This window comes from Plantibacter elymi (nom. nud.) (assembly GCF_900177795.1).
In the GTDB taxonomy this organism is placed as follows: Bacteria; Actinomycetota; Actinomycetes; order Actinomycetales; family Microbacteriaceae; genus Plantibacter; species Plantibacter elymi.
The window spans coordinates 768,764-789,552 of sequence record NZ_FXWJ01000002.1 but is presented as its reverse complement, the minus strand read 5'-3'; the positions used below and the strand labels follow the sequence as shown (position 1 = coordinate 789,552).

Sequence of the window (20,789 nt, the reverse complement as noted above, 5' to 3'; positions counted from 1 at the left end):
CCGCGCGCTGTCCATCAGTGCGCCGATGGGGCGGATCGAGAGCCGTTCGACCCGGCCTGACGATCGACAGGAAGAGCGCACCGCGGTTCCGCGTGCGCTTCCAGGAGAACACATGACCGAAACGATTGCCGTCTCCGCGACGGGACTGTACAAGGTCTTCGGCAGGAAGCCGAAGGAAGCCGTGAAACGCCTGCAGGCCGGTGCCTCGCGTGACGAACTCGCCTCCGGCGGGACCACCGCAGCTGTCATCGACGCCTCGTTCGAGGTGAAACAGGGCGAGATCTTCGTCGTGATGGGCCTCTCCGGCTCGGGCAAGTCGACGCTGATCCGGATGCTCAACGGCCTGCTCGAACCGACGGCGGGCACCGTGACCATCGCCGGGAAGCCGATCTCGGGGGTGTCCTCGAAGCAGCTGCGTACGGTCCGACAGGACAACATCTCGATGGTCTTCCAGCACTTCGCCCTGCTGCCGCACCGCACGGTGCTCGAGAACGCCGCCTACGGACTCGAGGTGAAGGGTGTGCCGGCCGCTGAACGACGCGAGCGGGCCCAGGCCGTCGTCGAGCGCGTCGGGCTCGCAGGCTGGGAGGACAAGCTCCCGGGCCAGCTCTCGGGTGGGATGCAGCAGCGCGTCGGCCTCGCCCGCGCACTCGCCTCGGACACCGACATCCTCCTCATGGACGAGGCGTTCTCCGCGCTCGATCCCCTCATCCGCCGCGAGATGCAGGAGCAGCTCGTCGAGCTGCAGGCCGAGCTCGGCAAGACCATCGTGTTCATCACCCACGACCTCAACGAGGCGATGTTCCTCGGCGACCGGATCGCCGTCATGCGCGACGGCCGGATCGTCCAGGTCGGCACCCCGAACGACATCCTGACCGACCCGGCGAACGACTACGTCGCCCAGTTCGTGCAGGACGTCGACCGCGCCCGCGTCCTGACCGCCGGTGGTGTGATGGAACCCGCGCGCTCCGTCGTCTCCGCGTCCGCCGGACCTCGGGCCGCCCTGCGCATCATGCGCGACCTGCAGACCTCGACCGCCTTCGTGGTCGGTCCGGGTCGGCAGCTCCTCGGCGTCGTCCGCGACAAGGACGTGCTGCGCCTCGTCCGTGCGGGCGACCACGAGCTCGGCAGCGTCATCACCGCCGACCTCGCCACGGTCTCGCCGGAGGCGGCGCTCGTCGACCTCTTCGAGTCCGCCGTCGAGAGTGCCCTGCCCGTCGCCGTCGTGGACGAGCGGACGCGCCTGCTGGGCGTCGTCCCGCGGGTGACCCTGCTCGCCGCCGTCGGCAACGTCCCGACCAACACGGACGAGATCAGCCTCGTCGGGCCGCCGGCGACGGTGCCCGTCGAGCTCATCACGGCGACCCTGCGGTCGACCGCGGAGGACCCGCAGCACCCCGACGACGTGACCTCGTCGATCGAGACCAGCGCCGCCGAACCGGCAGCGAGCCTGCCGGAAGGGAGTGTCCGATGAACGGCATCCGTCTCCAGTCGTCCGGGTTCCTGGACGCCATCACCCGCCCCGAGATCGGTGCGTGGGTCGAAGCCTTCGTCGACTTCATCACCGACGTCTTCCAGCCCGTCTTCGACGTCATCCGGAGCGTCTTCCAGGGGCTGTACGACGGCGTCGACCTCGTGCTCAGTGGTCCGCCGTTCTGGGTGATCATCATCGTCGCCGCCCTGCTGGCCTTCGTCGCACGGGGCCCGGTGTTCGCCATCGGCTCCGCGGTCGGGCTGTTGATCATCGTCGGCGTCGAGCAGTGGGACAACGCGATGGACTCGCTTTCGCTCGTGCTTGTGGCCGGACTCATCGCCATCGTGATCGGGATCCCACTCGGCATCCTGGCGGCGCGCTCGAAGGTCGCGTCGTCGATCATCCGGCCGTTGCTCGACTTCATGCAGACGACTCCCGCGTTCGTCTACCTCATCCCCGCGCTCATCCTGTTCCGCATCGGCGTCGTCCCGGGCATCGTCGCGACGATCGTCTTCGCGCTGGCCCCGGCCGTCCGTCTCACGGAACTCGGGATCCGCAACGTCGACCGCGAGGTCGTCGAGGCCGGCAACGCGTTCGGCGCTTCCTCCTGGCGGATCCTCCGCCAGATCCAGCTGCCGCTCGCGATGCCGAACATCATGGCCGGTGTCAACCAGGTCATCATGCTCTCGCTCTCGATGGTCGTCATCGCCGGCATGGTGGGCGCCGGCGGCCTGGGTGGCGACGTCGTCAAGAGCCTCTCCCGGATCGACATCCAGCTCGGCTCCGAAGCGGGCCTGTCGGTCGTCATCCTGGCGATCTTCCTGGACCGTCTCACGGCTTCCCTCGGCGGCGGTCGCAAGCAGCGCGGGAAGCGCACGAAGGCTGCCCCGTCCTCGCCCGGCGGGATCCGACCGGCGCCTGCCTCGAGCACCACGACGACTGACAGCACCGCCTCCGGTGAGGAGCAGCGCACTCCCGCCGAGTCGCCGACCACCGTGCGGTGACCCACCGGCACACAGCTTCCATCCGACGACACCGATCCCCGCGTCACGCGGGACGAAAGGAATCATCGAACATGCAGTACCGCACGAAGATCGCAACCACCATCGCAGCGGGGGCGGCGGCGACGCTCGCCATCTCCGGCTGCTCCGCGGGCGCCTCGGACGAGACGCTCGAGAACGGCGACAAGCAGGCGGTGACCATCGCCGTGTTCAGCGGCTGGGACGAGGGCATCGCGGCCTCCGAGCTGTGGAAGGCCGTGCTCGAGGAGCAGGGCTACGACGTCACCCTCGAGGAGGCGGAGCCCGCCCCGGTGTTCTCCGGCCTCAGCACCGGTGACTACGACCTGACGCTCGACGTCTGGCTGCCGACCACGCACGCGAGCTACATCGAGAAGTTCGGTGACGACGTCGTCGACCTCGGCGCCTGGAACACCGACGCCAAGCTCACGATCGCCGTCAACGAGGACGCCCCTGTCGACTCGCTCGAGGACCTCGCGGCCAACGCGGACCTCTTCGACAGTCGCCTCGTCGGCATCGACCCCGGTGCCGGACTGACCGAGGCCACCCAGGACAAGGTCATCCCCGAGTACGGCCTCGACGACTGGGAGTTCCTGACCTCGGGCACTCCTGCCATGCTCTCGGAGCTGAAGGCCGCGACCGACGCCGGCGAGAACATCGCCGTCACGCTGTGGCGTCCGCACTGGGCCTACGACGCGTTCCCGATCAAGGACCTCGAGGACCCGAAGGGCGCCCTCGGAGATGCCGAAGGCATCCACAGCTTCGGCAAGGCCGACTTCGCGGACGAGTACCCGACGCTCGCCGGGTGGCTGAAGGACTTCGACTTCGACTCGGAGCGACTGTTCTCGCTCGAGAACGCGATGTTCAACGAGGGTGACTCGAAGGACTACGCGCCCGTCGTCAAGCAGTGGATCAGCGACAACCAGGAGTACGTGGACTCGCTCACCAAGTAGCGGATCGATGAGACGACGGGCACCGGAGCGATCCGGTGCCCGTTGTCTTGTGCATCAGGGCGTCAGCCGCGGAGTCGGGCGAGGCCGTCGACGGCCCGCTCCAGCACCTCGACGCGCTTGCAGAACGCGAACCGGACCAGTGACGCGTAGTCCGGGTCGTGCCGGTCGAGGCAGAACGCCGACATCGGCACCGCCACGACACCGGCGAGCTCGGGCAGTGCCCGGCAGAACGCTGCAGCATCGTCGAAGCCCAACGGGGTCGCATCGGCCACGATGAAGTAGGTACCGTCCGGTCGGAAGGTGTCGAAACCGGCGGCGGAGAGGCCCGCGCTCAGGAGGTCCCGTTTGCCGCGCAGGCCGTCGGCGATGGCCGTGAATGCGGCGTCGGGCAGTCGGAGTCCGGTCGCCATCGCCGGCTGGAACGGTGCGCCGTTGACGTAGCTGAGGTATTGCTTGACCGTCGTGACGGCCGTGACGAGTTCGCGGGGTCCGCTCAACCAGCCGATCTTCCAGCCGGTCGTGCTGAATGTCTTGCCACCGGACGAGATCGTGAGTGTGCGTCCGGCGGCACCCGGCAGGGTCGCGATGGGGACGTGCCGGACGTCGAAGGTCAGGTGCTCGTAGACCTCGTCGGTCACGATGATCGCATCGTGGCGCTCCGCCAACTCGGCGATCAGGTCGAGCGTCGCGCGGTCGAGGACGGTGCCGGTCGGGTTGTGCGGGGTGTTGACCAGGATGACCCTGGTCCGGTCGGTGACGGCGGCGCGGAGCTCGTCCGGGTCCGGCTGGAAGTCGGGTGCGCGCAGCTTGACCGTCCGGTGCCGGCCGCTGGCGAGGGCGATGAGTCCGCCGTACGCGTCGTAGAACGGCTCGAAGGTCACGACCTCGTCGCCGTGCTCGACGAGGGCGAGCAGGGTCGCGGCGAGCGCCTCGGTCGCTCCGGCGGTGACGAGCACCTCTCCCTGCGGGTCGGGCTGGAGACCGTAGAACCGTCGCTGGTGCTCGCTGATCGCGGTGCGGAGGTCGAGGGTGCCCGGGCCGGGTGGGTACTGGTTCTCGCCGCGCTCGATGGCCGCGACCGCCTCGGCGAGGACCGCCTCGGGTCCGTCCTCGTCGGGGAACCCCTGGCCGAGGTTGACGGCTCCGGTCTGCAGCGCGAGCGCGCTCATCTCCGCGAAGATCGTCGACGAGACGTGTCCGTCCTCGTCGACGAGGCCGGCGCCTTCGGCAGTGCGCCGCCAGGGTCCGTCAACCACCATGTCGATCTCCCTCCGTGGCCGCGGGCGCGGGCCGCTCCCAATCTAGGACACCGTGCGCAGGTCCTTGCGGCGAAGCCCTAGCCGGCGCACAGCGGGCGCGAATGAAACACTCAGCTCAGCACGGGAAGCTGACTGCGCTTGGAAGGAGCAGAATCGCCATGACCGACACCGCAGACGGACAGCAGCCCGCCGAACACCCCCAGTCCACCCCGAACGGTGAGACCGCGCCGCAGTCCGCACCCGCTGAGCAGGCGGGCGGCACAGTGCCTCCCGCGGGCGAGGCACGGCCGTCGACCTCAGGAGCGTACTTCCCGCCCCCGACCGCGATGCCACCGGCCGCACCGCCCGCCGGTCAGCCGACGCAGCAGCCCTACGGCGCGGCCCAGCAGGGCTCGCCGTATCAGCAGGCGCCGCAGCACCCGTCCGCAGCCTTCTCCCGTCAGCAGCAGCCGAACCCGTACGCCGCGTACCAGCAGCCCACCGGTCAGCAGCCCACGGTTCAGCCGCAGCCCGGTCAGCAGCACGGTCCCTACGGAGCGTCCCCCTACGCCCAGCAGCCGACCGGGCAGCACCCTGGCGTCCCGACGCCACCGGCAGCGCGGACGAAGAAGACCAACCGCCCGCTGGCCGGCATGGTCGCGATGCTCGCCGTCGGCGCCCTCATCGGAGGAGCGTCCGGCGCCGGGGCGACGCTCTGGGTCACGAACGCGACGAAGTCGAGCGTCTCGAGCAACGAGGCGGGCTCGAAGGCGTTCACCATCAACGACGACGCCGACGTCAGCCTGACCACGGCCATCGCCGCGACGGCCGGGCCGAGCGTCGTGACCCTCTCGGTCCAGGGCGGGCAGAGCGCCGGTACCGGCTCGGGGATCATCCTCAGCAAGGACGGTTACGTCCTGACGAACACGCACGTGGTGACCCTGGACGGCCAGGTCGCCGACCCGACCATCCGCGTCACCGATGCGAACGGCAAGCTGTACAACGCCAAGATCGTCGGCACGGACCCGATCTACGACCTGGCGGTCATCAAGCTCGAGGACGCCTCGGGTCTCAGCCCGATGGAGTTCGCGAACTCCGACAAGCTCAACGTCGGCGAGACGGCCGTCGCGATCGGTGCGCCGCTCGGACTGGCGGGGACCGTCACCGACGGCATCGTCAGCGCCCTCAACCGGAGCATCACCGTCGCCTCCTCCGCCGTTCCGGACTCCGGATCGAGCGACGACGGCGGGTCCGGCGACTCGAACGGCGACAACCAGAGCCCGTGGAACTTCGACGTGCCGGGGCAGACCACCCCGACCGCGCCGACCTCCTCGATCTCCATCGCGGTCATCCAGACCGACGCGGCGATCAACCCCGGCAACTCGGGTGGCGCACTCGTCGACGGCACCGGCAAGCTCATCGGGGTCAACGTCGCGATCGCGAGCGCCGGAAGCACCGACTCGTCGTCGCAGAGCGGCAGCATCGGTGTCGGCTTCGCCATCCCGGCGAACATCGCCAAGCGCGTCTCGGACGAGATCATCAAGACGGGCAAGGCGACCCACGGCCTGCTCGGCGCGACCGTGAAGGACGCCTCGAGCGACGCCAAGAGCACGGTCGCCGGCGCACTTGTCGACAAGGTCACCGACAACGGCGCCGCGCAGGCCGCGGGTCTGAAGTCCGGGGACATCGTCACCGAGTTCAACGGCGTCCCGGTCACGGGTGCGAACGACCTCACCGCTCAGGTGCGGGCGCTCGCGGCCGGGGCGACGGCGAAGCTCACCTTCACCCGCGGCAACGACTCGCAGACCGCCGACGTCACGCTCGGCGAACTCGCGCTCTGACACCCGGGGCGTCATGCCCCGGAGGACGCCCGCACGGCCACCGTGCGGGCGTCCTCCGCGTCCGGGCCACCCCGACGACCGGCTGCTAGGCTCGATCGAACGAAACACGGAGTGAACCCCCATGTCGAACGACACAGGCCAGGCCGACGCACCGTCGTCGCCCGGAGTCTCCTATGTGATGCCGGTGTTGAACGACGTCCGACACGTCCGGGCAGCCGTCGACAGCCTCCTGGCGCAGGACTACACCGGCGACGTGGAGATCACGATCGCCGTCGGACCGAGCATCGACGGCACGACCGAGCTCGTCCGAGAGCTCCAAGCGGCCGACCCGCGCATCCATGTGCTGGAGAACCGCGTCGGGTCGACCCCGGCCGGACTCAACCTGGCGATCGCCGCGTCGACGCATCCGATCGTCATCCGGGTCGACGCCCATTCCGAGCTGCCCGACGACTACGCGCGTCTCGCGGTCGAGACCATGCTCCGCACCGGGGCGCAGAACGTCGGCGGGATCATGGACGCCCAGGGGCGTACGAGCTTCGAGACGGCGGTGGCGCGGGCGTACGGCTCGCGCGTCGGACTCGGGGGCACACCCCACCACGTCGGCGGTCGAGAGGGGCCTGCCGACACGGTCTACCTCGGGGTCTTCGACCGCGAGATGCTCATGCGGGTGGGCATGTTCGACGAGCGCATCAAACGCGGACAGGACTGGGAGCTCAACCGCCGGATCAAGCAGGCCGGCGGCCTCGTCTGGTTCACGCCGGCGTTGCGCGTCGTCTACCGCCCGCGTGCGAGCATGCGGGCCCTGGCGCGACAGTTCTTCTCCACCGGGCTCTGGCGCGGCGAGCTCAGCCGGAGCTTCCCCACCCGCGGCACGCTCCGTTACTTCGCTCCGCCGGTCCTGGTGCTCGGCATCGTGCTCGGCACGCTGCTCGGGCTCGGAGGCCTGGTCCAGCTGGGTGTGGGAGCGACGCCGTGGCTGCTGCTCGGGTTCGCGGCCCCCATCGCCTACGCGGCCATCGTGCTGCTCGCGAGCATCGTCGTCACCGGGCGGGACGGGGTGCGGACGAGCCTCTGGATGCTCGCCGTCCTGCCGTGCATCCACTTCTGCTGGGGCACGGGGTTCGTGCTCGGCTACGGCTCGCTCGCGAAGGGCATCTCCGCGCTGCGCAATCCACCGAAGGCGGTCTAGATGTCGGATCCCAGTACGGCCGGAAGCGGGCCGAGGCTCACGCCCCCGCGGACGATCGCCGAACTCCGTGCCGTGGCGCAACCGCCGGAGGTCCGCGCGCGGAAGAACGCCGAGCACTGGACCGCCGACCTCTACCTGCGAGACCTGTCGCCGTACGTCACCTGGTTGCTGCTCCGGACGAGCATCAGCGCGAACGGCGTGACGGGTCTGATGATCCTGACCGGCTGGGCGACGGCCGCCGCGCTGCTCATCCCCGGGTTCGGAGGCGCGGCTCTCGCACTCGTGCTCGGCCAGACGCAGATGCTCGTCGACTGCTGCGACGGTGAGGTCGCGCGCTGGCGGCGGACGTCGAGTCCGGCTGGTGCGTTCCTGGACTCCGTCGGCCACTACTCCACGGAGTCGCTCATCGCGATCGCGCTCGGCATCCGTGCCGCCGCGTGGCCGGTCGATGCGCCCGAGGACCTCGTCTGGATCACCCTCGGATTCGCACTTGCGCTGTTCGTCGTGCTCAACAAGGCGCTGAACGACATGGTGCGGGTCGCCCGAGCCGGGTTCGGGGCGCCGAAGCTCACGTACTCGACCGAGGAGTCGGCGCCGCGCGGGGGACTGCTCGCGACGGCGCGGACGGTGGCGCGGTTCCTGCCGTTCCACCGGCTGTTCCACTCGGTCGAACTGACCATGGTGATCTTCGCCGCGTCCGTGGTCGGCCTGTTCGTCGGCGACGTGGAGGCGATGCGCTGGGTGCTCGCGATCCTCGTGCCGCTCGCGTTCCTGACGCTCGTCGGGCATTTCATCGCGATCGTCTCGTCGAAGCGGCTCCACGCGTGATGTCCGGCCCGATCCCGGTCACGCGCTCCGTCGGCGTCGTGGTCCTGACGCAGGGGAGCCGCCCGGTCGAGCTCACCGCAGCCGTGGAGAGCGTGCTCGCCCAGCAAGCGGTGGAGCTCGACGTGGTCGTGGTCGGCAACGGCTGGCAGCCGACCGGACTTCCGGACGGCGCTCGAGGCCTGGCCCTGTCGGAGAACCTCGGGATCCCGGCCGGCCGCAACCGTGGTGCCGACGCCGTGCAGGGGGAGTTCGTGTTCTTCCTCGACGACGACGCCACCATCCCGTCCACCACGTTCCTCCGCGACGCCATCGCGATGCTCGACGCGGACCGCTCCATCGGTCTCATCCAGCCCCGGCTCGCCGACGCGGACGGTGCAGCGACGCCGTCCCGCTGGGTGCCGCGCACCCGCGACAAGGACCCGGGGCATTCGAGCGCCGTGTTCTCCTGCCTCGAAGCGGCAGTCCTGCTGCCGCGGCCAGTGTTCGACGCCGTCGGCGGATGGGCCGACCCGTTCTTCTACGCGCATGAGGGCATCGAGCTCGCCTGGCGGGTCTGGGACCAGGGGAGGCGAGCCTGGTACGAGGCGTCCCTCGAAGCGAACCACCCGGTGACCGAACCGACGAGGCACACCGCCTACTACCGGCTCAACGCTCGGAACCGGGTCTGGCTCGCACGCCGGAACCTCCCGGTGCCGCTCATCCCGCTGTACGTGGGTTCGTGGACCGCGATCCAGGTGATCCGGTGGTGGCGGAAGCCGGACGCCCTCCGCCCCTGGTTCGGCGGCTGGCGCGAGGGCTGGCGCACGGACCCCGGCGAACGTCGCCCACTGCGTTGGCGGACGGTCTGGCGGATGACGCGCGCAGGGCGACCTCCGGTCATCTGAGCTGCGGACACCCGTCGTGATCCCACCGTGACCTGGCGTCGTTACGCTTGACGGATGCTGGAGCTGACATGGGACTGATCAGAGACGGTCGTCGTGCCATCACGCTCGCCAAGGACCTGCTCGCCAACCGCCGGGCCAGAGCCGTCCTCGCGGCGCAGATGCAGGCGGCTCCCGTGATCGAGCCGGGGCGCTACAAGGTGGCCGTGTATTTCGCGGACGGCGCGGTCAACATGTACCAGATCCGTCAGTGGTACCGCCCGCTCGCCGAGTTGTCCGAGCGGTGGCCCGTCCTGATCCTCAGCCGGGGAGCGACCGCAGCGGCGAAACTCTTCGAGGAGTCGCCGATCCCGACGGCCTATGTCCGGACGGTCGTCGCTCTCGAGCGCACGCTGGCCGAACAGGACATCCGGGTCGTGCTGTACGTCAACCAGAACGCCAAGAACTTCCAGATGTTCCGCTACGGCTCCCGTTGGCACGTCTTCGTCAACCACGGCGAGAGCGACAAGATGTACATGACCACCAACCAGTTCAAGGCCTACGACTACAGCCTCATCGCCGGCCAAGCGGCGAGGAACCGGCTGGAGCGGGTGCTCTGGGACTACGACTTCGACAAGCGCGCGATCATGATCGGCCGTCCGCAGGCCGACCACTATTCGGGCGAGCTGCCCTACACGCCTGATGAGCGGACCGTGGTCCTGTACGCGCCCACCTGGGAGGGCGACCGCGCGGCTGCGGCATACGGTTCGATCGCGAGCCACGGCGTGACCCTCGTCCGAGCACTCATCGCGACCGGGCGGCACCGCGTCGTGTACCGTCCGCACCCGAGGAGCGGTGTCATCGATCCGGCCTACGCGAATGCGAACCGCGAGATCATGGCTGCGCTCCACGAGGCGAACCGTGCGGACGCCTCCGCCCAGCACGTCGTCGACACGGGTGCCGACCTCGGTTGGCAGCTGGCGGCAGCGGACGCGGCCATCGTCGACATCTCCGCGATGGTCTACGACCGCCTCGCGAGCGGGAAGCCGCTCATGATCACCCGTCCCGTGAACCCGGAGGCCGAGATCGACACCGGCGGGTACCTCTCGGCGTGCGAATGGCTCGATGCGTCGGACGCCGCGGACATCGTCGACGGGGTCGACCGGCTCCTCGGTGATCCCGAGACGGTCGCTCGACTGCAGCACTGGGTCCAGTACTACTTCGGCGACACGACGCCCGGGGTGACGACGGCGAGGTTCCACAGCGCGATCGAACATCTGATGTCGGAGTGGGAACGGTTCGCCCTCGCGCACGCCGATGGCCGGCCTGAGCTCGACGAGCATGAGGACGACGAGGACGAAGACGAGGGCGACGACGAGGATCGCGCCCGAGGCACCACGAGCCGTTGAGTCCGCGCCCAGGAGAGCCGCGTAGGGTCGGGCAGGTGAATCCGTCCTCCGGGCGACTGGCCTCCCTCGACGGAGTCCGTGGTGTCGCCAGCGTCGTCGTGGTGCTGTACCACGTGTCGTTGCTCGCACGACCCTTCGCGACGGGCCGGATCTCAGAGCCCGCCTGGGACATCGCGACCGAGACACCACTCAAGCTGCTCTTCGCCGGCACCGAGGCCGTGCAGGTGTTCTTCGTCCTGAGCGGTCTCGTCGTCGCGCTTCCGCTGTTGCGAGGCGGTGCGAGCTGGCCAGGGTTCTTCGCCGCCCGATTCGTGCGCCTCTACCTCCCCGTCTGGGGCTCACTGCTGTTCGCCGCCGCACTCATCCTGCTGATCCCGAGGGATCCCGCCTCGGTGACCACGGGCGAGTGGATCGCGAACGCGAACGCGACGAGCGTCGACCCGCTGCACCTCCTGACGGAGGCCACCCTGACGCCGGTGAGCTATGACCTGGTGAACACCCTGTGGTCGCTGCGCTGGGAGCTGATCTTCACGCTCCTCCTCCCGTTCGCCGTCCTGCTCGCTCGGCTGCTGCGTCGCTGGGCGTGGCCGGTCGCCGCAGTGATGGCCGTGGTCATGGTGCTCGGGCGGGTCGCCGGGATGGACGCCGCCGTGTACCTGCCGGCCTTCTTCATCGGTACGCTGATCGCCGTCAGGCTCGACGACCTCCGCGCCTGGGCTGCGGACCGGTCCCGCCCGCTGCAGTGGGCGTTGCTCACGGGCGGGTCCGCGCTCCTGCTCGTCGCGAGCTGGCTCTCCCGACCATACGTCGAGTCCTCCTCCACGCTGGGTCAGGCGCTCTGGGGCCTGTCGGGCGTGGGCGCGGCCGGCCTCATCGTCGTCGCCATCGGAAGCCCGTTCGCCCGGCGGCTCCTCGAGACCCCGCCCGTCCTCTGGCTCGGCAAGGTGTCGTTCAGCCTGTACCTCGTGCATGCCCCCATCCTGGCCACGCTCGCCTTCATGTTCGGCGACGAGCGTTGGTGGCTGGTCGGCATCGTGGGCGTGCCACTCAGCCTGCTGATCGCCGCCGGGTTCTTCCAGCTCGTCGAGCGTCCGTCCCATGGCCTGGCGCGCCGCGTCGGCCGAGGGGTGCAGACGGGGGTCGCGGCGGTGCGCTCCCGGATGCTCAGCCGACGCGAGGGACGAGCGCGTTCCGCTTCTTCCGGCGAGCGGCCGAGTGCAACTCCTGAGCCCACCGACGGGTGACGGCTTCGTCGTCGTACTGCTCCGCGGTCGTTCTGGCGTGGCGACGCAGCGCGTCGACCTCGGCTTGAGGGAGGGCGAGCAGACGCTCGATGGCTGCCGACACGACGGCCGGCTCCGCGGACGGCACGAGGAACCCGTTCCAACCGTCGCGGACGATGTCGGCCGGCCCGTAGGGGACGTCGACCACGATGGGAAGACACCCGGCTGCCATCGCCTCGATGAGCACGAGCGGGAAGCCCTCCGAGGTCGAGGTCATGACGAGGAACGAACCGGAGCCGAGCTGCTGCCGGGCGGAGCGGTCGTAGCCGTGGAGGACGACCCGGTGCTCCGGGTCCTCGACGGCGAGGAGCGTCTGCAGCTCCTCGAGCAGTTCCCCGCCGCCGTAGACGTCGAGCGTCGGGGGAGGCCCATCCACTGAGGTGGTGGCGAGGACGGCGCGGATCGCGTTTGCCGGCCGCTTCCGGGCCGTGAGCGACCCGAGGAACATCCCGCGGCTGCGAGGCCGAGGTGCACGCGCGACGTCCGGTGCAACGAGTTCGCGCGAGTTCGGGATGACCGTGAGTGAGGAGTGCTCGCCGAGCATCGTCGTGACATCCGCGAGCTGGCGGTCGCTGAGCAGGGCGACGAGGTCGAAGTCGTCGAGCGCCTCGAACACCGCTCGCCGTGTCTCCCGCAATCGACCGTGTGGTCGTTCCGTGCCCTGGAGGTGCGAGGCGTGCACGACATGCGCGGTGACGACGTTACGCTTCCGGTAGCTCAGGACGAACGGGGCGATGGTCTTGCTGTCGACGATCATCCAGGCCGGAGCACCTGCGGTGAGCGTGTCGAACCAGGCGCGGTACAAGGACCAGATGCGCCCCCAGGATCGGACGGGACGGCCCTGATCGTCACAGAGGACCACGGACCGGCCGCCCTTGACGCCCCGCTCGCGCGTATCGCGGCGGTCGGACAGGAGCAGGGTGCCGTCGGTCCGATAGACGTCCACCTGCAGGATCTGACCGGACTCGTCGTGTCGCTCGCGGCTGAGGACCGCATCGCCGCGGCGTCGTTCTGTGCCGTCGTCCTCGAGGGGGAGCGGGGTGAACCCGTGGCGGGTGAGGTCGAGTGACCCACCCGCCAGCGGGTTGTCACGGAGCCAGTCCCAGAGGTTGACGACGCGGAGTCCGTCGATCAGGTCTCCGCGTGCGCGCAGCCGTGCCTCCAACTCGGGGTAGTCCGCGCGGTGGTCGAAGGTGAGGACGTCGACCGGGGTGTCAGCCAAACGGATGAACGCGCGCGAGCGCTGCAGCATCGCTTCCGTCATGCCGCCGAAGTCGTCGGACAGACCCCAGGTCACGGCGAAGTGGCGGCCTTCCGGGAAGGGCTTCTGGGGACGGCGCAGAAATGGAAGTCTCACCCTCCGACGGTACGCGATGGACCTGGAGGGATGCCGCATCCGGAGCGGCCCCGTCGGCGGTGACGCCGAGCGCGCCGCGGTCGGTCAGGGACGCTGCTCGGGCCCGTCTCCGCCCATCGGCTCGCCGCCGGCGGTCTCGCCGCCCGACTCGATGGCCAGGTGCTTCCGGCGACGGAACACCTGGTCGCGGATCTTCCCGAGGCCGGACCGGCCGGAGACGGCCCGCATCCGCGGCTCGAGGTCGAGGGGGACGACGAACGGCGCCGGTCCGAACGCCTGGCGGGCGGCACGGACGACCTGACGGCCGAGCATGTGGTTGCCGATACCGCCGACGGCCGCTCCGACGCCGAAGGGGAGCGCCTTGCCGATGACGCCGGCGCTGCCGCTCGCCGCGAAGTGCTTCACGAAGCGCACCCGCAACTGGTCGGCGACGGGGCCCACGATCATCGACGGCAGACCCTGGGTGATCGTCTGGCCCCAGAACGCCTGCCGCGGGACTCCCTTGCCTGCCGCCTGGGATCCGAAGTTGCGCAGGAGGTCGGTTCCGGCCTTGCCGAGCATCATGGTCATGACGAGCGCGCGGGATCGCATCGGATCCGCCAGGGCGATGCCATGGACCTCGGTGACCGACTGGGCGAACAGGGCGGTCGCCTCGAGGAACCCGGCCGTTTCGACACCGGAGAGCGCAAGGGTCGTCGCCGTCCCGATCGCCGGGACCACAGCGGTCGCGCCGACGGCGGCTCCCGTCGTCGTCACCGTCGTGAGGTATCGGCGTTCCAGGACGCGGATGAGCTGGTCGGCCGTCGCGTTCGGATACATGCGCCGGATCGACCGGATGTGCGCCACGACCACCGGTCGCTGGACCCAGAGCAGTCGGTCGAGCGCCCGCACCCATCCCGGCTCGGGCAGCACGGGCTGCTGTGCTGCGGTGGTGGGGAACTGGGCGGGACCCGGAACGGGTCCCTGCTGCGGTCCGGTCATGACGACCTCCTCGTGGGCGGGGCGGCCAGTCTACGTCGACCCACTGCGGGTCGACTGACGCTTGCTGGAGGGGCTCAGCTGTTGTAGTCGGCGTTGTAGCGGTCGAGCACGTCGTCGATCGGGGCGTCGAGCACGAGCGCTCCCTTGTCGAGGTAGAGCCCCCTCGTGCAGAACCGCCTGAGGTCCTTCTCATTGTGCGAGACGAAGAACAGGGTCCGCCCGCCCTCGAGGAGTTCCTCGATGCGCCGGTAGCACTTCTCGCGGAACGCCCGGTCGCCGACGGCGAGGACCTCGTCGACGAGGATGATCGGCTCCTCGAGCTGCGCGATCACCGCGAAGGCGATGCGCACCTTCATCCCGCTCGAGAGGTGCTTGTACGGGGTGTCGATGAAGTCGGCGATCTCGGCGAACGCGATGATGTCGTCGAAGCGTCCGTCGATCTCGCGGCGCGACATGCCGTGGAGGCCGGCCGTCAGGTACACGTTGTCGCGGACAGTCAGGTCGTTGACGAAGCCGCCGGTGATCTCGATGAGCGGCGCGACACCCTCGCGCACACCGATGGTGCCCTCATCGGGCAGGACGACGCCGGCGACGAGCTTGAGCAGCGTCGACTTGCCTTGACCGTTCCGACCGACGACGCCGATCGCCTCGCCGGGGGCGACATCGAAGGAGACGTGGCGGAGGGGCCAGAACTCGCCCGGCTTCGAGCGACGGTCGCGACCGGCGAAGAGGTCCTTGAAACTCCGCCGACCGCCACGGTTACGCCGGAACCGGATACCTGCGTCGGCGACCGAGATCGCCGGCCGTCCAGCGGTTGCGTTGCCTGTGGGCATCAGATCTCCTTCAGCACGGAGCGCTCGCAGCGCTTGAAGACGAGGAGACCGACCGCGAGGATCACTGCCGACATGGCGGCGGACACACCCACGAGGTGCCAGTTGAGCTCCTGCGGGAAGAATGCGGACCGGTACAGCGCGAAGATGCCGCTGAGCGGGTTGAACGCCGCGAAGGGCTCGATCTTGTCGGGCAGCGCCGTCGTGCTGTAGATGATCGGCGTCGCGTAGAACATGAACCGCAGGACGAGTTTGACGGCTCGCTCGAGGTCGCGGAAGAACACGACGAGCGGAGCGACGATCAGGCAGAGCCCGATGGTCAGGACGGCTTGGATGACGATGGCGAGTGGGAACAGCACGATGTCGAGGTTCACCTGGGCGCCACTGAAGATCGCGAAGGCCGCGAGGACCGGAAGCGCCGCGAGGAACTCGATGCCCTTCGACAACACGATCCGATTCACCCAGATCGTCCGGGGGATCGTCGTCGAACGGACGAGTTTCGCCTCGCGCAGGAAGGCGCGGGTGCTGTCGGACACGGATCCGGTGAACCACATCCACGGCAGCAGGGCGGCGAGGAGGAACACGATGTACGGTTCCTCGCCGACGTCGCGCCGGAACACCTGCGTGAAGACGAACCAGTAGATCCCGCTCATGACGAGGGGGTCGAGGATGGACCACACGTAGCCGAGCGCGCTCGTCGAGTAGCGCACACGCAGGTCTCGGACGGTCAGGATCCAGAGCGCGTGGCGATACCTCGCCGAACGCGACATCCTTGGCCGCGTCTCAGCAGAAGAACTCACGTGACCAACCTTATCGAGGCGACGCAGGAACGCCGCCCGCGACGCTCAGCGTCGGGACGGCGTTCGTGTGTGATGTGGACGGGACCCTCAGACGAAGAGGTTCGCGCGCTCGAGGTCTTCGGCGAAGTCGACCTCGACCGCGTAGAGGTCGGAGATGTCGACCGGCTCGACGAGCATGCCTTCGCGCTCGATGGCCAGCTCGATGCCGCGCTCGAAGTAGTCCTGGTCGCCGACCTTGGTCAGGTAGCGGTGCAGCATCGTCTTGTCCTGCGACGAGATGTAGTTGATGCCCACGGCCTCGCCCAGCCCGCCGACGACGGTCTTCGAGAGCTCCTTGATGTAGCCCTCGGCGCTCGTCGTGTACTTGACCTCTTCGTCGGACACCTTGGAGGTGTTGACGGTCACGAAGGAGCGGTCCTTGGCGATCATCGCGGCAGCGCGATCGAGGACGGCCGGGTCGAAGACGACGTCGCCGTTCATCCAGAGCACGCCGCCGGCCTGAGACGCCGCGAGGGCGCGCATGAGGCTCTTCGAGGTGTTGGTCTGGTCGTACTGCTCGTTGTAGACGAAGGACGCGTCGGGGAAGGCCTCGATGATGTGCTCGAGCTTGTAGCCGACGACGATGGTCACCTTGGCGCTCGCTCCGAACGCGTGGTGGATGTTGTCGAACTGCTGCTGCATGATGGTGCGGCCGTCGCTGAGCTCGGTCAGGGGCTTGGGAAGCGAGCGGCCGAGACGGCTGCCCATCCCTGCGGCAAGGATCACTACCTGGGTGGTCACGTTGTTCTCCTCAGTGTGGGTATGGAATCACGCGGTGCCACGATGCTGTGGACGATTCACCGAGGATTAACCAAGACGTGCATTGAAAGACACTCCGTTATGCCAAAATACAGGCTAGCCGCGGTGAACTCCGTCTGTCAGGGGTTCCCAGGGTCCGTTGTCGTTTTGTGATCGACCACCCGGCGTTTACACAGCTTGGGGGAGATGTGTCAACCGTTCATCCTGAGACTCCGCTGTCCGCTGCGGCCGCCGCTGTTGGTAGGTTTGCTTGGTGACTTCCACGACTCCGCCAGATCCCGCTCAGCAGCCCGCGCCTGCCGACGGCACGTCGACGAGTCCGGGCGCGCCGAACCCCGCCGACGCCGCTGGTGCACCTGCGCCGACGACCCCCTCCGACGATCAGGGCTCTGCGGCGCCGACGGCACCGAAGCGCGCACCCCGCTCGACGACGCCTCGGGCCACCGGAACGGCGAAGGCCCCGGCGAAGCGGCCGAGTACACCACGCACCCGCACCACATCGGCGAGCGAGACCTCGGGGGAGTCCGGGGACGCGACCACACCGGCACCCAAGACGACCACGGCACGCTCGACGACCACACGGACCTCAGCGGCGAAGACCACGGCCACCAAGTCGACGACGGCGCGCACCACCGCCGCGAAGCGCACGCCCGCGAAGTCGGCTGCTGCAGCCGGTACTGCGGAGAGCACTGAGTCGGCCGAGACGACCACCGCCCCGAAGACGCCCAGGTCGACGACGGCGCGCCCCGCAGCCGCGAAGCCGGCGACCAAGGCCGCGGGCGCCAAGACGACCACCGCCCGGACCTCGACGACGAAGTCCACGACGGCCCGGACGCCGGCCAAGCGCACACCGGCACGCACCAGCGCCGCAAAGCAGACCGAACAGACGGCCGCCGCGGTCGCCGGTGTCCTCGACGAGGTCAGCGCACCCGGATCGGTCGACCGGATCGCCGTCGACGAGCCTCGGGCCGACGACACGCAGAGCGAGACCCCGACGACCGCTTCGTCCACCGCCGAGAAGACCACGGACGACACGGCCCGCCAGACGACACCCGCGCCGTCGGAGTCCGTGTCGGTGACGCCTCCGCAGGAGGAGGTCGTCGCTCCGGCGGCAGCGCCCAAGCGTCCTGTCGGCCGTACCGCTTCGACCCGGCCGTCCGCCACCACCTCGTCGCCCGCAGCGACGACGCCGCAGCGCGGCGATGCAGCCGACGACGGCGCACATCCCGTCGTCCTGTCGATCTCAGGACTCGTCAAACAGTTCGGCGACACGGTCGCCGTCGACGGCGTCGATCTCGAGGTCCGCCGGGGCTCCTTCTACGGCATCGTCGGTCCCAACGGCGCCGGCAAGACCACCACGCTGTCCATGGTCACGGGTCTGCTCCGTCCCGACGCGGGTTCCATCACCGTCCAGGGCGTCGACGTCTGGCAGGATCCCGCCGAGGCCAAGCGGGCGATCGGTGTGCTGCCCGACCGGCTGCGGCTCTTCGACCGCCTGACCGGCAGCCAGCTCCTGTACTACTCCGGCGTCCTGCGCGGGCTCGACCCGGCGACCGTCAAGTCGCGGACCGCCGATCTGGCTCGTGCCTTCGGTCTCGACGACGCGCTCGGTCGTCTCGTCTCCGACTACTCGGCGGGCATGACGAAGAAGATCGCGCTGGCTGCCGCACTCATCCACTCGCCGCGTCTCCTCATCCTCGACGAGCCGTTCGAATCGGTCGACCCGGTCTCCGCGGCGAACGTCATCGAGATCCTCCAGCGGTACGTCGCCAACGGCGGAACCGTCGTGCTCTCGAGCCACGGCATGGACTTCATTCAGCGCGTGTGCGATCACGTGGCCATCATCGTGCAGGGCAAGGTGCTGGCCGCCGGGTCCGTCGACGAGGTGCGCGGAACGGGCACGCTCGAGGAGCGGTTCGTCGAGCTCGCCGGGGGCCGCAAGTCGGCAGAGGGAATGGAATGGTTGCACAGCTTCTCCGACTGAAACTGCAGCTGACGCTCAACGCGTTCCGCCGCAGCCCCTGGCGATTGGTCGGGCTCGTCCTCGCGATCGCGGTCGGCGTGTGGATCGTCGTGCTCGCGAGCACCGGTCTCGTCGCCCTGCGTGGTGGCGATCCGGAGGTCACCCGCAACCTGCTGGTGCTGGCCGGATCGGCCGTCGTCTTGGGGTTCGTCATCCTGCCGCTCGTCTTCGGCGTCGACGATCAGCTGGATCCGCGAGCGTTCTCCCTCTTCGGGTTGCCCAACCGCACCCTGTCGGCCGGCTTGCTCGTCGCAGCCCTCGTGTCGGTGCCGTCGCTCGTCCTCGCCGTCCTCGCGGCCTCGTCGGTGGTCACCTGGTCGCGGTCGCCGTTGCCCGCCGTCCTCGCCGTGGTCTCCGCCGTCCTGGGCGTGTTGCTCTGCGCACTCCTGGCCCGGATCGCGACCTCGATCTCCGCGAGCCTCCTCTCGACGCGTCGCGCCAAGGAGGTCATGGGTGTCCTCGGGCTGGTGCTCATCATCGCCGTGGCTCCGGCGATCATCGCCCTCACCACGGTGGACTGGAAGCGCGACGGATTCGCCGTCCTCGGACGGGTCGCGGACATCCTCAGCTGGACGCCGCTCGGCGCCGTCTGGTCGTTCCCCGGTGATGCCGCACTCGGCGGCATCGCACCGGCGGTCGTCAAGCTGCTGCTCACCGCGGCGACCATCGCCCTGCTCTGGTTCGCCTGGCAGGCGTTCGTCGCACGACTGCTCGTCGCACCCGAACGCCTCGGGACGGGCCGCGACAGCACCGGCCTGGGCTGGTTCGACCTGCTCCCCGGTTCGCCGTCCGGAGCCATCGCCGCTCGGAGCATGACCTACTGGCTGCGCGATCCGCGGTACCTCGTCTCCCTCGTGATCATCCCGATCGCGCCCTTCATCTTCTTCGTGCCCATGCTCGTCGCCGGCATCCCGATGAACGTCCTCGCACTCGTCCCCCTTCCGGTCGTGTGCTGGTTCCTCGGCTGGCTCCTGCACAACGACCTCGCCTTCGATTCGACCGCGGTCTGGTTGCACGTCGCCTCGGGGGTCCGCGGACGATCAGATCGGATCGGCCGGCTCTTCCCGGTGCTCCTCATCGGCATCCCGCTCATCGCGGTCGGGTCGACGCTGAGCATCCTGTTCTACGGCGACTGGGACGCCCTGCCGTCGATGATCGGGGTGAGCACGTGCCTCTTGTTCAGCGGTGCCGGGATCGCGAGCTTCGTGTCCGCGCGGTTCCCGTACCCGACGTCGCTTCCCGGCGACAGCCCGTTCCAGCAGCCGCAGGTCCCGGGCAGCAGCGGCATGTCCGCACAGTTCCTGAGCCTGCTCGGTACGGTGCTCCTCACGATCCCCGCCGGCTGGCTGGCCGTGCTCGGGCTCACCGGTGAGCCGAACTGGAACTTCGGGGCACTCGCGGTCGGTGCGGGTACGGGCATCCTGGTCCTCGCGATCGGGATCTTCGCCGGTGGTCGCGTCTTCGACCGCCGCAGCCCCGAGATCGTCGGCTTCGCCAGCTCGCACTGACCGACGTCGGCGACCGGATCGCCCCGCAGGAGATCCGGGTGCCGTCCGGCGGTACCATGGAGCCATGGCGCAGCATGACAGCACGAAGCAGCAGATGAGCACGATCGATCCCGGTGGCACGCCCGACGGTGGGAGCACGGCGATCATGGATCGTGAGCTCGAGGAGCTGATCGAGAGCGAGAACATCGAGCCGGGCGATCACGAGCGCTTCTCGCACTACGTCAAGAAGGAGAAGATCCTCGAGTCGGCGTTGAGCGGCAAGCCGGTGAAGGCGCTCTGCGGCAAGAAGTGGACGCCGGGTCGCGACCCCGAGAAGTTCCCGATCTGCCCGTCCTGCAAGGAGATCTACGAGAAGCTCCTCCGCGACTGACGCTGGAGCGCACCGCGGCCGATGCTGA

The 20,789-nt window shown here is 69.1% G+C and carries 19 protein-coding genes; 12 read left to right on the top strand and 7 right to left on the bottom strand.

What is annotated here, in order from left to right:
* The first annotated feature begins 112 nt into the window (after window positions 1–112).
* From CCK91_RS08615 to CCK91_RS08605, 3 genes are all read left to right on the top strand, one after another.
* Entirely contained in the window at window positions 113–1,474 is a 1,362-nt protein-coding gene (locus CCK91_RS08615; protein WP_086473641.1) for a quaternary amine ABC transporter ATP-binding protein, read from the top strand.
* A complete protein-coding gene (locus tag CCK91_RS08610; protein WP_086473640.1) occupies window positions 1,471–2,478 on the top strand; it encodes an ABC transporter permease in 1,008 nt (335 codons plus the stop codon). Before CCK91_RS08615 ends, CCK91_RS08610 begins: the two co-directional genes overlap by 4 nt.
* A gap of 71 nt (window positions 2,479–2,549) precedes the next feature.
* Window positions 2,550–3,446, top strand: a complete 897-nt coding sequence (locus CCK91_RS08605) for a glycine betaine ABC transporter substrate-binding protein (RefSeq protein WP_079705563.1) — start codon at window positions 2,550–2,552, stop codon at window positions 3,444–3,446.
* Between the two features lie 62 nt (window positions 3,447–3,508).
* Here CCK91_RS08605 and CCK91_RS08600 read toward each other — a convergent pair whose 3' ends face one another.
* Window positions 3,509–4,705: an aminotransferase class I/II-fold pyridoxal phosphate-dependent enzyme gene (locus tag CCK91_RS08600; protein ID WP_086473639.1), complete on the bottom strand. Its 1,197-nt coding sequence runs from the start codon at window positions 4,703–4,705 to the stop codon at window positions 3,509–3,511.
* 158 nt (window positions 4,706–4,863) lie between these two features.
* On the opposite strand from CCK91_RS08600, the gene CCK91_RS08595 reads away from it, so the two are divergent.
* The 6 genes from CCK91_RS08595 to CCK91_RS08570 all read left to right on the top strand — a co-directional run bounded on the left by CCK91_RS08595 (window position 4,864) and on the right by CCK91_RS08570 (window position 12,055).
* Window positions 4,864–6,525: a S1C family serine protease gene (locus tag CCK91_RS08595; RefSeq protein ID WP_086473638.1), complete on the top strand. Its 1,662-nt coding sequence runs from the start codon at window positions 4,864–4,866 to the stop codon at window positions 6,523–6,525.
* A 121-nt stretch (window positions 6,526–6,646) separates the two neighbouring features.
* Window positions 6,647–7,714, top strand: coding sequence for a glycosyltransferase family 2 protein (locus tag CCK91_RS08590; protein WP_086473637.1), 1,068 nt, complete (start codon window positions 6,647–6,649; stop codon window positions 7,712–7,714).
* Window positions 7,715–8,542 carry a CDP-alcohol phosphatidyltransferase family protein gene (locus CCK91_RS08585; RefSeq protein WP_086473636.1) on the top strand — a complete coding sequence of 276 codons (828 nt, stop codon included), beginning with the start codon at window positions 7,715–7,717 and terminating at the stop codon, window positions 8,540–8,542. It begins immediately after the preceding gene.
* Window positions 8,542–9,426 carry a glycosyltransferase family 2 protein gene (locus CCK91_RS08580; protein ID WP_086473635.1) on the top strand — a complete coding sequence of 295 codons (885 nt, stop codon included), beginning with the start codon at window positions 8,542–8,544 and terminating at the stop codon, window positions 9,424–9,426. Before CCK91_RS08585 ends, CCK91_RS08580 begins: the two co-directional genes overlap by 1 nt.
* 68 nt (window positions 9,427–9,494) lie before the next feature.
* Complete coding sequence (locus CCK91_RS08575) at window positions 9,495–10,811, top strand: CDP-glycerol glycerophosphotransferase family protein (protein ID WP_086473634.1); 1,317 nt, start codon at window positions 9,495–9,497, stop codon at window positions 10,809–10,811.
* A 35-nt stretch (window positions 10,812–10,846) separates the two neighbouring features.
* Entirely contained in the window at window positions 10,847–12,055 is a 1,209-nt protein-coding gene (locus tag CCK91_RS08570; RefSeq protein ID WP_086473633.1) for an acyltransferase family protein, read from the top strand.
* Here the strand turns inward: CCK91_RS08570 and CCK91_RS08565 are convergent.
* The 6 genes from CCK91_RS08565 to CCK91_RS19635 all read right to left on the bottom strand — a co-directional run bounded on the left by CCK91_RS08565 (window position 11,976) and on the right by CCK91_RS19635 (window position 17,982).
* A complete protein-coding gene (locus tag CCK91_RS08565) occupies window positions 11,976–13,451 on the bottom strand; it encodes a glycosyltransferase (RefSeq protein ID WP_165767008.1) in 1,476 nt (491 codons plus the stop codon). The two genes, CCK91_RS08570 and CCK91_RS08565, sit on opposite strands and share 80 nt — an antisense overlap.
* Before the next feature lie 84 nt (window positions 13,452–13,535).
* Window positions 13,536–14,432, bottom strand: a complete 897-nt coding sequence (locus tag CCK91_RS08560) for a hypothetical protein (RefSeq protein ID WP_086473631.1) — start codon at window positions 14,430–14,432, stop codon at window positions 13,536–13,538.
* 74 nt (window positions 14,433–14,506) lie between these two features.
* Window positions 14,507–15,265 carry an ABC transporter ATP-binding protein gene (locus CCK91_RS08555; protein ID WP_086473630.1) on the bottom strand — a complete coding sequence of 253 codons (759 nt, stop codon included), beginning with the start codon at window positions 15,263–15,265 and terminating at the stop codon, window positions 14,507–14,509.
* Entirely contained in the window at window positions 15,265–16,032 is a 768-nt protein-coding gene (locus CCK91_RS08550) for an ABC transporter permease (RefSeq protein ID WP_085510553.1), read from the bottom strand. The genes CCK91_RS08555 and CCK91_RS08550 overlap by 1 nt, the downstream gene beginning before the upstream one ends.
* A 117-nt stretch (window positions 16,033–16,149) precedes the next feature.
* Window positions 16,150–16,842 carry a phosphocholine cytidylyltransferase family protein gene (locus CCK91_RS08545; RefSeq protein WP_064296200.1) on the bottom strand — a complete coding sequence of 231 codons (693 nt, stop codon included), beginning with the start codon at window positions 16,840–16,842 and terminating at the stop codon, window positions 16,150–16,152.
* Window positions 16,843–17,241: 399 nt separating this feature from the next.
* Entirely contained in the window at window positions 17,242–17,982 is a 741-nt protein-coding gene (locus CCK91_RS19635) for a hypothetical protein (RefSeq protein ID WP_165766989.1), read from the bottom strand.
* On the opposite strand from CCK91_RS19635, the gene CCK91_RS08535 reads away from it, so the two are divergent.
* The 3 genes from CCK91_RS08535 (at window position 17,930) to CCK91_RS08525 (ending at window position 20,761) form a co-directional block, all read left to right on the top strand.
* The gene (locus tag CCK91_RS08535; protein WP_086473628.1) at window positions 17,930–18,844 is read left to right on the top strand and encodes an ABC transporter ATP-binding protein; all 915 of its coding nucleotides are present in this window, start codon (window positions 17,930–17,932) and stop codon (window positions 18,842–18,844) included. The two genes, CCK91_RS19635 and CCK91_RS08535, sit on opposite strands and share 53 nt — an antisense overlap.
* Window positions 18,820–20,391 carry a hypothetical protein gene (locus CCK91_RS08530; RefSeq protein ID WP_086473627.1) on the top strand — a complete coding sequence of 524 codons (1,572 nt, stop codon included), beginning with the start codon at window positions 18,820–18,822 and terminating at the stop codon, window positions 20,389–20,391. Before CCK91_RS08535 ends, CCK91_RS08530 begins: the two co-directional genes overlap by 25 nt.
* 94 nt (window positions 20,392–20,485) lie before the next feature.
* Window positions 20,486–20,761, top strand: a complete 276-nt coding sequence (locus tag CCK91_RS08525; protein WP_086473833.1) for a DUF3039 domain-containing protein — start codon at window positions 20,486–20,488, stop codon at window positions 20,759–20,761.
* Window positions 20,762–20,789: the final 28 nt, after the last annotated feature.

Coding starts and splice junctions, on each gene's coding strand:
- CCK91_RS08615 (WP_086473641.1), top strand. CDS start 113: ATGACCGAAACGATTGCCGTCTCCGCGACGGGACTGTACAAGGTCTTC.
- CCK91_RS08610 (WP_086473640.1), top strand. CDS start 1,471: ATGAACGGCATCCGTCTCCAGTCGTCCGGGTTCCTGGACGCCATCACC.
- CCK91_RS08605 (WP_079705563.1), top strand. CDS start 2,550: ATGCAGTACCGCACGAAGATCGCAACCACCATCGCAGCGGGGGCGGCG.
- CCK91_RS08600 (WP_086473639.1), bottom strand. CDS start 4,705: ATGGTGGTTGACGGACCCTGGCGGCGCACTGCCGAAGGCGCCGGCCTC.
- CCK91_RS08595 (WP_086473638.1), top strand. CDS start 4,864: ATGACCGACACCGCAGACGGACAGCAGCCCGCCGAACACCCCCAGTCC.
- CCK91_RS08590 (WP_086473637.1), top strand. CDS start 6,647: ATGTCGAACGACACAGGCCAGGCCGACGCACCGTCGTCGCCCGGAGTC.
- CCK91_RS08585 (WP_086473636.1), top strand. CDS start 7,715: ATGTCGGATCCCAGTACGGCCGGAAGCGGGCCGAGGCTCACGCCCCCG.
- CCK91_RS08580 (WP_086473635.1), top strand. CDS start 8,542: ATGTCCGGCCCGATCCCGGTCACGCGCTCCGTCGGCGTCGTGGTCCTG.
- CCK91_RS08575 (WP_086473634.1), top strand. CDS start 9,495: ATGGGACTGATCAGAGACGGTCGTCGTGCCATCACGCTCGCCAAGGAC.
- CCK91_RS08560 (WP_086473631.1), bottom strand. CDS start 14,432: ATGACCGGACCGCAGCAGGGACCCGTTCCGGGTCCCGCCCAGTTCCCC.
- CCK91_RS08555 (WP_086473630.1), bottom strand. CDS start 15,265: ATGCCCACAGGCAACGCAACCGCTGGACGGCCGGCGATCTCGGTCGCC.
- CCK91_RS08550 (WP_085510553.1), bottom strand. CDS start 16,032: ATGTCGCGTTCGGCGAGGTATCGCCACGCGCTCTGGATCCTGACCGTC.
- CCK91_RS08530 (WP_086473627.1), top strand. CDS start 18,820: ATGGTTGCACAGCTTCTCCGACTGAAACTGCAGCTGACGCTCAACGCG.
- CCK91_RS08525 (WP_086473833.1), top strand. CDS start 20,486: ATGAGCACGATCGATCCCGGTGGCACGCCCGACGGTGGGAGCACGGCG.